Origin of the sequence: Methylobacter sp. BlB1 (genome assembly GCF_015476545.1) — a bacterium.
In the GTDB taxonomy this organism is placed as follows: Bacteria; Pseudomonadota; Gammaproteobacteria; order Methylococcales; family Methylomonadaceae; genus Methylobacter.
The window spans coordinates 1-11996 of sequence record NZ_JADMKV010000094.1; the positions used below are offsets into that span (position 1 = coordinate 1).

Annotated in this window: 9 protein-coding genes; 5 read left to right on the top strand and 4 right to left on the bottom strand. The window is 48.9% G+C overall.

Annotated elements, in window-relative coordinates; all coding sequences use genetic code 11:
* The 4 genes from IT781_RS20495 to IT781_RS20510 form a co-directional block, all read right to left on the bottom strand.
* Nucleotides 1-1042: cytochrome P450 (locus IT781_RS20495; RefSeq protein ID WP_370527061.1), on the bottom strand; the 1042-nt coding region annotated here is incomplete at its 3' end.
* Nucleotides 1043-1300: 258 nt separating this feature from the next.
* On the bottom strand, nt 1301-2095 hold the full coding sequence (locus IT781_RS20500) for a hypothetical protein (protein ID WP_194972032.1): 795 nt from the start codon (nt 2093-2095) through the stop codon (nt 1301-1303).
* An 832-nt stretch (nt 2096-2927) separates the two neighbouring features.
* Nucleotides 2928-4631, bottom strand: a complete 1704-nt coding sequence (locus IT781_RS20505) for an ABC transporter transmembrane domain-containing protein (RefSeq protein ID WP_194972033.1) — start codon at nt 4629-4631, stop codon at nt 2928-2930.
* A gap of 270 nt (nt 4632-4901) precedes the next feature.
* Nucleotides 4902-5960 carry an endonuclease/exonuclease/phosphatase family protein gene (locus IT781_RS20510; RefSeq protein WP_194972034.1) on the bottom strand — a complete coding sequence of 353 codons (1059 nt, stop codon included), beginning with the start codon at nt 5958-5960 and terminating at the stop codon, nt 4902-4904.
* 819 nt (nt 5961-6779) lie between these two features.
* Here IT781_RS20510 and IT781_RS20515 point away from each other — a divergent pair.
* The 5 genes from IT781_RS20515 to IT781_RS20535 form a co-directional block, all read left to right on the top strand.
* On the top strand, nt 6780-7910 hold the full coding sequence (locus tag IT781_RS20515) for a sugar transferase (RefSeq protein WP_194972035.1): 1131 nt from the start codon (nt 6780-6782) through the stop codon (nt 7908-7910).
* 279 nt (nt 7911-8189) lie between these two features.
* Nucleotides 8190-8696, top strand: a complete 507-nt coding sequence (locus IT781_RS20520; RefSeq protein WP_194972036.1) for an acyltransferase — start codon at nt 8190-8192, stop codon at nt 8694-8696.
* A gap of 233 nt (nt 8697-8929) precedes the next feature.
* Nucleotides 8930-9973: a Gfo/Idh/MocA family protein gene (locus IT781_RS20525; protein ID WP_194972037.1), complete on the top strand. Its 1044-nt coding sequence runs from the start codon at nt 8930-8932 to the stop codon at nt 9971-9973.
* Nucleotides 9970-11091, top strand: a complete 1122-nt coding sequence (locus IT781_RS20530) for a DegT/DnrJ/EryC1/StrS aminotransferase family protein (protein ID WP_194972038.1) — start codon at nt 9970-9972, stop codon at nt 11089-11091. The genes IT781_RS20525 and IT781_RS20530 overlap by 4 nt, the downstream gene beginning before the upstream one ends.
* Nucleotides 11092-11135: 44 nt before the next feature.
* The coding region (locus IT781_RS20535; RefSeq protein ID WP_194972039.1) for a GNAT family N-acetyltransferase at nt 11136-11996 on the top strand (861 nt) is incomplete at its 3' end.

The following is an 11996-nucleotide window of genomic DNA, read 5'->3' on the forward strand; positions in this document are numbered from 1 at the left end:
GGCGCGGCCCGCCGCCGAACGGGAAGAAGGCGTTGGCCGGCAGGTGCGCGGTCTCCCCGTTCAGCCAGCGCTCCGGCCTGAAGGCCTCCGGCGCCTGCCACCAGCGCGGGTCGCGGTGGATCACCCAGGCCGGCGCCAGCAGCTGATCGCCTTTTTTGACCGCAAAGCCGCCTATTTCCATGTCATTTTCAGCCTCCCTAGCAACGACATAGGCGGGCGGGTACAGGCGCATGGCTTCATTCAGGACCGCATCCAGACGTTGCAGCGCGGGCATGTCATCCATATCGGCATGGCGGCCGCCGAGTTTTTCCAGCAATTCCTGCCGCAATTCATCCTGGAAATCCGGTCTATGCGCCAACAGCCATAAAGAATAACTCAGCATTAATGCCGTGGTCTCATGGCCCGCCAGAATAGCGGTCAGCACATGATCGCGCAGTTGTTTGTCGGTGAGGTGCTCGCCTTTTTCATCGCCGGCGGTCAGCAGGCGATACAACAGATCATTATCGGGTTCGGTTTCCCGGCGTCTGTCTATGGCCTGATAGACAATACTCTCCAGTTCGCGCATTGCCTGCTGGCGCCGTTTTCTGCCAGGAGTACTGATAGCTTTGGGCAACAAGCGCCGCCAGCTGCTGGTATCCAGATAAAATTCATACATGTACTCATCCAGCGCTTTGGCAACGATAGTCCTGTCCACCGGAATTTTTGAACCGAATACCGTGCTGATCAGAATATCAAGCGTCAGGCTCAACATGGAGGCGCTGATGTTAAGGTCATGGGCGGAAGGCGTTACCGTAGCCATCCAGTCCTGCGTGATTTTGGCCATCGTACTGATAAACCCTTCGATAACGCGCGGCGCGAATGCAGGCGAAATGAGACGGCGGTGTTTTTTCCACTCAGGGCCATTATTGGTTAACAGGCCATCGCCCATGATGTCCGATATGGAGCCCGTCGTGGCGTCTTTGCGGGGCAGATTGAGTACCGCGCTGACATGCGCCGGATGGAAAAACTGAATGGCGCGGATGCCGGGTAGCGGCAGAGGCACTATATCTCCCCATCTGTTTTTGGAATGCAAAAAACCATTCAAAGGATTATTTATAAAACCAAACATTTCCGTAAGATAACTCACAGAGTTCCTTTGTACGGAACGTACATTGGGGGTATTCATAATCAATTCCTTAACATGACGGGAAAATAAAGGCAGGTTTCAAATCGAATCCTAAATTAAAAGGGAGAGCGCCTGATCATCATCGAATGATTACCAGGCGTCAGGGTAAGCGCTTAAAATTAGATTCAGGTGAATCTAGTTGCCGTTTTTATCAGAGAAAGTCAGCACATTGCGCACGTTGTACTGTAATGTCTGGCCCTCGTCGGTTAAAGTGGGCTGGCTGAAACCGCCGGAGACGCCTATTCCAAAGGTTTCACTTCCCAGCTCGCACATGATAGGGAACGTGATGATGCCTGGAATGTTTGGCCCCGCCGGTATCATAGGCTCCTTCGACCGGTAGGACATGGTGATTTCCCGTTTCTTTTCGCAGTGCTTGCCATGATTCTTCTCACATTGATCAGTCAGGATGTTGTAGTTGCCGTCAACAAAGAATGTACCGGGCGGCACAAAATGGCCGGCCAGATGGCCGCCTAAAACTTTGCCGTTAGGATCGATCACGCGGGCTTCCCAGCCGCCATCGCGTACTTCCCAGCCGGAGGATGGTATTTTCTCGCCGGAAATGACATAAGCGCGATAATGGGAAGCTCTCTCGACCCGGTAAGGGTGAAACCAGATGCCTGGGTCGTTCTCGGCATCGATGCCAAACTGCTCTTTGAAAAAGGTCAGCGCTTTTTGGCGGACTTCTTCAACTTCAGCATCGGTACGGTGCATGATGTTGTATTGAAAATCCCAGGCCACTTCTTCGGGTTCAGGGCCCGCTTCACTGAGAGGAATAGAACCGTTTGCCATAAAAAGCATCATGGATTTGAAGTTGTCAGGCAATATGCCTTTCTTGGGTTCTGCATTGATGGAATCGGCTTGGGCCACATTAATATTGAAAGCCAATGCCGCAATGCCCAGGATAATTTTTGTGCGTGTAAATTTTTTCATTTTTATCCATTATCGATTTGAGTTAATAACAGTATTTCCTTTAGGTAAAGAATATTAAATAAAATTACCCTATCAAATTTTCGCTCCTTGTTGACGCCTGAAAATTAGTACGAAAATTTACTTTAGTTTTCCTCAGACATCGTTTATTTAATTATCTTTAAATAAAGGAATTTATTGTTTTAATTATGCCCAATACTGTATTGGGCAAGTGACATTAATTTTATATATAAATATTTTTATTATTTACCTGATAGTTAATAGTTGAGCTTATTTAAAATTTTTATAATTATCAATTATTTATGCTCATTTAGGCTCTGTCTTGGGCTTGCGCTGCATTTTTCAGATCGCCATAAGCCGCACAATTAAAATAATTTTTCCGATTATATGCATTGAGTGATTCTATGGCTTTCTTCGGCTTCTTCTTGATAATCAATGCATATGATAACTACAGATGATTCATGTGCAATGCGAATATGTATATGCATGCTTCATAAGCCTCACAAACTATTATGGGGCCAATCCGGCTTTCAGAACGGCTATGGTTCTGATGTTTCGACAAGACAAGCCATGCAACCCCAACCGACACCATTCAAATTACCCATGTGATCGAGTTCCGTTGAACATCGAACTTTGTAGATAGTATGGAGAAATGGATCGTTGGAATCTGTGAAAAATTACACAGGCAATATGTGATTTATTTACATGAACAGAACCGATTCCGTTGCATTAATGAACTGATGAGATGGATTTCGCCATATTTCCTTGCTTGATAATGCGTCAAATAGCAGAGATGGGGCAAAGAGAGGGATTTTCATTAGTGAGCTTTCTATGATCAAACGTCGAATTGCAAGCTCGCAAGCCTGGCGTAAAGCCCGCTCTGTTTGCGTAAATCTTCCGGCGCGCCGATTTCGACGATACGCCCCTGGTCCATCACAATGATGCGGCTGACCTTTTTTACCGTGGCTAACCGGTGGGCGATGATCAGGGTTGTGCGGCCCTGCATGGCAGCATTTAATCCCTCTTGCACAAGAATTTCGGATTCCGCATCCAGGGCGCTGGTGGCTTCGTCGAGCAGCAACAGCGGCGCATTTTTTAAAATCGCGCGGGCGATAGCGATGCGCTGGCGCTGGCCGCCGGACAGGCGCGTGCCGCGCTCGCCCAGAAATGTCTGATAGCCTTCCGGCAGGCGGTGGACGAATTCTTCCACCTGCGCAGAACGGGCGGCGGCCATGACTTCATCATCACTGGCCGTGGGGCGGCCGTAGCGGATATTTTCCAGGGCGTTGGCCGAGAAGATCACCGGATCTTGCGGCACGATGGCAATTTTGTCCCGTAAGTCATGCAAGGAAATCTGACGGATATCCTGCCCGTTGAAGCGAATGGCGCCGTCTGTTGCCTCGTAAAAACGCAATAACAGCTGGAACAGGGTGGACTTGCCGGCGCCGGAAGGGCCGACCAATGCGACGCTTTCGCCGGCGGCAATGTCGAGCGTGATGTTGTCAAGTGCAGCCACCTGCAGGCGCGACGGGTAATGGAAAGTGACGTTTTCGAATTGAATTTCTGCTTTATCGGGCTGCGGCAGCGGTTGACGCGGATAGGCATCGACAATGGCGGGCTTGGCATGGAGCAGTTCCAGCAAGCGCCCGGTGGCGCCGGCCGCCCGCATGATGTCGCCCCATACTTCGGCCAAAGTGCCTGATCCGCCCGCCACCAAAGCCGCATACAGGATGAAGGAAGCCAATTGACCGCCTGTCATGAGGCCTGTTTGCACCTGATTCACGCCGATCCATAACACGAAGATAATGACGCCCATGACCGCCATGATAATGAGCGCCGTCAGCAGCGCCCGCACGCGGGTACGCCGGATAGCCGTCATGAAGCTGACTTCCGCCCGGTCTGAGAAGCGGCGGGTTTCCTGTTGTTCCTGGGTATAGGCCTGAACTGTCGGTACCGCGTTGAGGATCTCGCCGGCTAGCGCCGAGGCGTCAGCGATTTTGTCCTGAGCTTCGCGCGAGAGCTTTTTCACCCGACGGCCGATGACCAGGATAGGCAGCATCAGCAAGGCCATCAGGCCCAGATTCAGCGAGAACAGATAAAAACTGGTCACCGCCAGCATGACCATGCCGCCGGTCAGTTGGAACAGGCTTCGCAAGCCCATCGAAACAGAGCTGCCGACCACAGTCTGGATCAGGGTGGTGTCGCCGGTCAGGCGCGACAGCACTTCGCCGGTTTGCAAAGTCTCGAAAAACTGCGGGGTCTGCGTCAGCACGCGAGCATACACGGCACTGCGCAAATCCGCCGTGACCCGCTCACCCAGCCAGCTTACCATGTAATAACGCGTCGAGATTGTCACTGCCCACAGGCTCGCCAGTCCGAACAGAACCGCGAAGCGTCCGTTCAGGCTTAGCGAGTTTAACAGTCCGGTGCCGGCATTCTGTCGCTGCCCGAAGCCAGCATCAATCAGGTCGCGAAACGCCAGCGGAACCAGCAGGATCGTGGCCGATCCCAGGCACAGCAGAATAAACGCCAGGGCCATCCGCCCCCGATGAGGGCGGAGAAACGGCCACAGCCCCCTCAGGGAAGACAGGTGTCGGGTGGAGTCAGGCTGGATTGATTTCGAGCTAAAGGGTCCCGGTCGTGTTTTGGATGCTGTGTGTTTCATTTTCTCATTTTAAAGCATAAGCACGAAAAACTATTCGGGTAAAAGTATTGGCATTCTGTCGCAAGGCTGTAAAGATCGGGATGCCTGCGAGCTTCAGCAGCAATGATTGCAAGCAATGAATCGAGTTCGTGCTTCATCGTCTCCTCATAACGAGGCACCCCGCATGGCCGGAACCGGCGGGTTCGGTTCAGGTACGTAGATATTGGCCACAACCTGTCCATGGTCTGTCACGTAGATCGGTTTTTTATCCATTGACGTTTTGTCATCGATAACGTGGTCGTTATATAAACGGACATCAATTATCCGGCCTATTTTCCTGGCGTTCAGGTCGGCGAAATGATTGCTGGCAAATAGGTTGTCAAGGCTTTCATAATGTCCGTTGTGAATATAGGTGTAATGAAAATTTTCAATGCTTTTGCGCGCCTGGATATCCTTGCAGTTTTGGAAGACGTGCTGCCATCTTTTTACTCTTTCCTCTCTCGGAAGCTTATGGAAAGGGTCTTCGCCAATGATGGCTTGATTGGTCACGGCGGTGTCGTTATCGTTTAAATCGCCTAAAATAAAAATCGGTTTTGTCTCGTCTTGATCGATTTCATCTGACAAAATTTGCCTGACGCCGCAGGATTCAATTGCCCTTCTGATTAGAGAACGCACATTGCCTTTTGCCAGTTCAGGATAAGTCGCTGTATCACGATCAATGCCTTCAGGCAATAGAGGTCTTTTTGATTTTAAGTGCAGAACAACCACTAAAACCAGAAGATTTTCATTGATTTTGATTTCTGCCTTTAAAACGCCTCTTGAAAACTTTTTCAAAGGGATATTGACCGGAATGCTGTCGAAAGGCTCAGTCATCTTCTTGTCATCGAAGAAATCAAAAACGAACGGCAAATCCTCAATCACCTCCGTTTTAACAATAGGGAATCTGCTTACAATAGCATTCACAGGGTTTTTGCCTGTAGGATTAGCTACATAGAGAGGCCAGTTTTCCATGTGGGTTCCTGTTAAACAATCCCTGAGCGCCTGTTCCTCAAAGATTTCCTGAAAGCCGATAATGTCGGCATTCATTCTCAAAAGCTGATTTCTTATCCAGTCTGTTTTCTTCCGGTATTGAGCCTGGCTGTAATGAGGGTGGGAGTCCTCATAAATTGGCTTATCTGCCGTGACAAGGTTTTCTGCATTGAACGTAGCAATCGAGATTTTCATTTTATTGCTCACTGTTTATGGTCAATTGATGTTTTTTCTTGATTACTTATTTCTGACTGGGCAAGAAAAGTGGCTGGTTGTCCGGGGAGAGTAATTGTTTACGTACCCATCGTGTTATCAGCGCTCTTACCGCTCTCAATTCTGACAGTGGCAGTTTTACAAATAGCCTCTATCAGATTAAGCGGGAACTTAGATATTTTAATTGCAGTATATATAGCCTTTATGCGGGTCTGCCATAAGACGAGCTGCTTTATTCGAGAAAGTGCGGTTCGGCCGCGAATTGTGTAAAAACTCATGACTGAGCCCGTCAGCGATAGAGAATGCCTCGTTAGAAAGGGAACATTGGGCCTTCGCCTGAACAAAGTGAATTGACCGGCAGCTTACATTAGAGCACTGCTAAATACTAATATGCGTTACTACTTAGGTAGTTGTACGAAGTTGTGATGTTAGGCAAAAACTAGGAATATGATGACCAACAGCAAGAAGCAGTAACCCTTGGGTAGCGTACTCAAAATACATTAAGCAGAGTGGGTTTCCTATCAACGTTAATGTATTTAAGTCGTAACCGATGGATATATCTAACAGTAAAAATTAATTGGGAAGGCGATCCCAAAATCAAGATTTAAGTCGTAGTTGCATGTATTTTGCAAAAAGTATGTGGAACGAAAGCAATTGAGGATTATTAGAGAGACTAGGAGTCTATACATACTTATTCGATATGTATCTTGAGCAATGTTCCATGTCATTATTCCTGAACATCTGGATTTAAGAGGAATAAATTATTTAAACGTTGCTCAGACAGCTAGCATGGGGATGAAAATGAAGAAGAGCGAAGATTTATTTGTAGAGTCAGCGCCATTTCCCGACCCAATCGATAATCCAGCCCTTTATCAGGCTAATTTCGATGAATTTTTTTACGATGCTAATTTTATAGAGCTGCTGCGTCTTGAGAAGCAGCGGGCGCAACGGTCTAAATCCACATTGTCAATTCTATTGCTGACGCTTGATAAAGAGATTGACGATCAATTCGTTAATATGAACAAGGTTTTAGATATTGTTCGGGAAAAAATACGAAACACTGATATTTGCGGCTTTGTCAATCATAAAACCATAGGCGTGCTCCTGCCCGATACGGACGAGCGAGGCGCTAAAGAACTCTGCGACAAGCTGCTTTATGAAAATAAAAATCCACAATTTTTTTCTACCGTATCAACTTATCCTGACCATATATTTGAGAGCCTGGCAAAAAACGGAAGCATCCACCCAAGCTCTTTCCCTTTCGAGCTGGAGAAAGCAACAGGCACTTTATGGTTTAAATTCTTGTTAAAAAGAGGTATCGATATCGTAGGCTCGATTACAGGCATGCTCATTTTTATGCCTGTAATGTTAATTACGGCACTAGCCATTAAAGCCACTTCTCCGGGGCCTGTCATTTTCAGGCAGACGCGCTTGGGCAAGCAAGGAAAGCCTTTTACATTCTATAAATTTCGATCCATGCATGTGAATATGGATGATCAAATACATCGTGAATATGTCCGAAGTCTGATCAACGGTGATCATGAAAAAGTGAATCAGGGCGATGTGGAAAAACCGTTTTTTAAAATTAAATCCGATCCCAGGATCACTAAGGTCGGAAAATTTATCCGAAAAACCAGTGTTGATGAATTGCCGCAGTTTTTTAATGTGTTCAGGGGCGATATGAGCCTGGTAGGGCCGAGGCCGCCACTTGCTTATGAGGCTGAGAAATACCAGGCCTGGCACCTGAGGCGAATATTGGAAATGAAGCCTGGAATCACTGGACTCTGGCAGGTGCAGGGGCGGAGCAAGACAGGATGGGATGATACGGTGAGGCTCGATATTCGGTATATTCGGAATTGGTCTCTAATACTCGATCTAAAGATTTTATTAAGAACCGTCAAGGTAGTCTTAAAGTGCAGAGGTGCTGTGTAATGTAAAGCCACTAGAATCGATTCAGGGCTTTAAGCCAAATACTTGGGAAAGACGTAATAGTGTATTGACTCGCTAACAAACTTGTTATGCGCATTAGCTTGTCTGTAAGAGTATATCGGCGAAATATTTAGATGGCCTAACTCATGGTTGTCTTGTTTGATTAACTTAATCTCTATGAGAGCGTGCGGGTTAAGAGGTTAAACATAATCAACAACACCTGACAGTTCTCATCTTTAAGTTATTTTCAGTAGATAGACAGGCTAACTTAGAGGAAAAAGAATGATTAAAGAGAATGTAGTTTTAGGCGAGGGGGTTGCTATATATCACCCCGAGCTTGTAAATCTCTACGGTTGTACGATTGGAGAAGATACCAAGATCGGTACATTCGTTGAGATACAAAAAGGCGCTTCCGTGGGAGCCCACTGCAAAATATCCAGCCACACGTTTATTTGCGAAGGTGTCGACATCGAAGACGGTGTTTTCATAGGCCATGGCGTTATGTTCACCAATGATGTTTACCCAAGCGCTGTTAACTCGAATGGCGGCCTGCAGACTGAGGAGGATTGGCAGGTAGTCAAAACCCATATTAAGACTCGGGCGTCGATCGGCAGCAATGCAACCATTCTTTGCGGCATCACGATAGGCGAAGGCGCCCTGATTGGCGCTGGCGCCGTGGTAACCCGCGATGTGCCTGATTATGCGATCGTCACCGGCGTTCCTGCCCGAGTTGTTGGGGATATACGGGTGCGGGATAAAGGCGACGCGGCGGCGACCAGTCTGGTCTAGGCCATGACCATGGGGATTATGACAGCCGCTATAAACAATTACTGCATCTCGGCATTGAAAAGTGCCTGGCTGCTCTTCCCTGAGAGGTACAAGTTAAAAATATAAGATTAAGGCTGTTTGCGAATCACAGGCTTTATCAGTGATTCAATGATTTGTTGGTGCTGAGCAAATTGGTCAGCTTTTAGCAATACCGAAAGCAATGCAATTATTTCCATCCAACAAGGAGAGCAGGCATGTTAAGAATAGGTATTATCGGTTACGGTTACTGGGGGCCCAATCTGGTGAGAAATTTCGCCGAAACACCGGGGCTTGCAGTGGCCGGCGTAGCAGACCTGGATCAGAAAAGACTCGAAACCGTTCAAAAACGCTATCCGGGCGTCAAAACCACAACTCGTTTTCAGGACCTGCTTGAGGACCTATCCATCGATGCCATTGCGGTAGCGACTCCAGTCAGTACCCATTTCGAACTGGGGATGGCCGCTCTGAAGGCCGGCAAGCATTTATGGCTAGAAAAGCCTATGACAGAGTCATCGTTGCAGGCACGCAAGCTGGTCGACGAAGCCGAGATGCGGAAGCGCGTGTTGATCGTTGATCATACGTTTATCTACACGGGAGCAATCCGCAAGATGGCGGAAATCATACAGAGAGAAGATCTTGGCGACGTTTATTACTACGATTCGACCCGGATCAATCTCGGCTTGTTTCAGCGCGACGTCAACGTAATCTCCGACCTGGCCGTGCATGACTTTTCCATTCTTGATTATTTACTCGGAGAACAGCCGGTGGAAGTGTCGGTCGCCGGAACCAATCACTTTCCAGGTACGCCGGAGAATCTGGCCTACATCTCGCTGTTTTATAATTCAGGGATGATCGCGCACAGCAACGTAAGCTGGCTGGCGCCGGTGAAGGTGCGTCAGATCCTGCTCGGAGGTAGCAAGAAGATGATCGCTTACGATGATCTTGAGCCGAGTGAAAAGATCAAGGTTTACGACAAGGGCGTCAGCTTCACTGATGACCCTCAAAAAATCTACCAAATGCGGGTCGGCTATCGCACCGGGGACATGTGGGCGCCACAGTTAGACACAACAGAGGCCTTACTCGTCGAAGGAGGGCATTTCGTCGACTGCATCGAAAACGGCAAAGTACCACTGACTGACGGCACTTTGGGCTTGCGCGTGGTGGAATTAATTGAAGCGGCGACCCGCTCGATGAACGAGCGCGGCCGAGCCGTCAAGATCAACGGAACGCCCATGTGGCAAGGAAGGGTAGTAGCATGATTCCATTTGTCGACCTTAAAGCCCAGTATGCCGGGATTAAGGATGAAGTCAACGCCGCCATTCAGGGGGTATTGGAAACCAACCAGTTTACCCTGGGAAGCGAAGTGGCAGCGTTTGAAGAGGAGTTCTCCGCCTTTTGTCAGGCTCAATACGGGATCGGCGTGAACACCGGAACCAGCGCTTTGCACCTTTCCCTTCTCGCGGCCGGGATTGGTCCCGGCGACGAGGTGATAACCGTCCCATTCACATTCGTGGCGACTGTGGCGGCCATTCACTATACCGGCGCCAAGCCCGTGTTTGTGGACATCGATCCGCGTACCTTTACGATAGATGTGAATGCGATCGAAAGCGCAATCACCGACAGGACTAAAGCTATCATTCCCGTGCACCTGTATGGTCATCCGGCGGACATGGACCCCATTCTGAACATTGCCAAGCAACACGGCCTGATCGTGATTGAGGATGCCTGTCAAGCCCACGGCAGTGAATACAAGGGGCGGCGCGTAGGCAGTCTAGGCGATATGGGTTGCTTCAGTTTTTACCCCGGCAAAAATCTCGGCGCTTATGGGGAAGGCGGCATGGTGGTTACCAATAACACCGAATATACCCGTACCATCCGAATGCTCCGCGATTGGGGCGCTGAGCAGAAATACCAGCATGTCCTCAAAGGGTACAACTTCCGCCTGGAAGGCATTCAGGGCGCAGTGCTCAGAGTCAAGCTGCGCCATTTGCATAACTGGACCGAGGCAAGACGGCAAGTTGCTTCCTATTATGACGAGTTCTTATCCGGCAGCGGCGTACCAACGCCTGAGGCAATGCCTTATGCGCGGCATGTCTACCATATCTATGCGATTCGCACCCGGCAACGAAGTGAATGGCAGCAGGCACTGCAAGCCAAAGGGATTCAGACTGGAATCCATTATCCCATTCCCGTGCATCTTCTGCCGGCCTACGCCGACCTGGGCTATACGAGAGGGGATTTTCCTCATGCAGAACGGGCAGCCGATGAAGTGCTTTCCCTTCCTATGTTCGCCGAGTTAAGACAAGCGCAGTGCGAGGAAGTTTGTGAAGCCATAGCAGAGATGCTCTCGGATCAGGTGGCGTCTGTCGAACTTTGATTGAGCATTAAAAATCTGCGATCACGAAACTAAAGAAGAGAATAATGATACTTATCAAGAAAGCTTTTAATCAATACGTGCCAGCTAAGCTTCAGCAACCGCTCAGACGGTTCTTCATCAGGCCGCTGAAAGGGATTATCCGTCTCGTTATAAAAGATATCTGGCTGCCGATTTATCGAATTGAGCAACCCGAATTAACGGCAATCCTGATTGGTCACCAGGCGTGCGATCACTATTTAATAAACTTATTATATTCTGAATATCTTAAGCCTATAAGAATCGGCACTGTGCCGATCTGGAGTCTGAGCCGGGTGATGCGGCATTGGCAAGAGAAAGCGGATGTCATTATTTTTCGGCACAGAAAATTCCGGCCTCAAGGCGCATTTGCCCGCCGCATGCTGATCATGCCGTACTATGTCGCGCAATCCATTGATCTTCCCCCCCCGGATGCCGACTTGCTGGCCTTCTTCTATAACTCTACAACCCGGCGCGATCTGAAGAGAATCCGAGACGCTGAATTTAAATATGAAGTCACCCAAGACCCGGCACAACTGGATTTCTTTTATCACCGGATGCTCCGGCCATTTATCCAGGATCGACACCGCGACGCCGCTGATATTCTTCCATGGGACGCCTTCAGGCTGGCTTATGAAAAAATGGAATTGCTGCTGATTCACAAGGCGGGTCTGCCAGTAGCCGGCAACCTGAATTTACAAACCAACGATTGTTATACTTTGCATGTGCTTGGCGTTCTCAATGCCGACAAGGAGTTGCTCAAGGCAGGCACTATCGCAGCTTGCTATTGGTTTTCGATAGCCGAGGCGCACCGCCGCGGCTGCGCCTCGGTGAACATGCAATGCGCGCGCCCTTTCCTTAAAGACGGCGTTCTGGTTTACAAGAAGAAG

What these genes read in the sequence shown, in the direction of transcription:
- IT781_RS20510 (WP_194972034.1), bottom strand. Translation starts at nt 5,960, where the DNA reads ATGAAAATCTCGATTGCTACGTTCAATGCAGAAAACCTTGTCACGGCA.
- IT781_RS20525 (WP_194972037.1), top strand. Translation starts at nt 8,930, where the DNA reads ATGTTAAGAATAGGTATTATCGGTTACGGTTACTGGGGGCCCAATCTG.
- IT781_RS20500 (WP_194972032.1), bottom strand. Translation starts at nt 2,095, where the DNA reads ATGAAAAAATTTACACGCACAAAAATTATCCTGGGCATTGCGGCATTG.
- IT781_RS20530 (WP_194972038.1), top strand. Translation starts at nt 9,970, where the DNA reads ATGATTCCATTTGTCGACCTTAAAGCCCAGTATGCCGGGATTAAGGAT.
- IT781_RS20515 (WP_194972035.1), top strand. Translation starts at nt 6,780, where the DNA reads ATGAAGAAGAGCGAAGATTTATTTGTAGAGTCAGCGCCATTTCCCGAC.
- IT781_RS20505 (WP_194972033.1), bottom strand. Translation starts at nt 4,631, where the DNA reads ATGGCCCTGGCGTTTATTCTGCTGTGCCTGGGATCGGCCACGATCCTG.
- IT781_RS20520 (WP_194972036.1), top strand. Translation starts at nt 8,190, where the DNA reads ATGATTAAAGAGAATGTAGTTTTAGGCGAGGGGGTTGCTATATATCAC.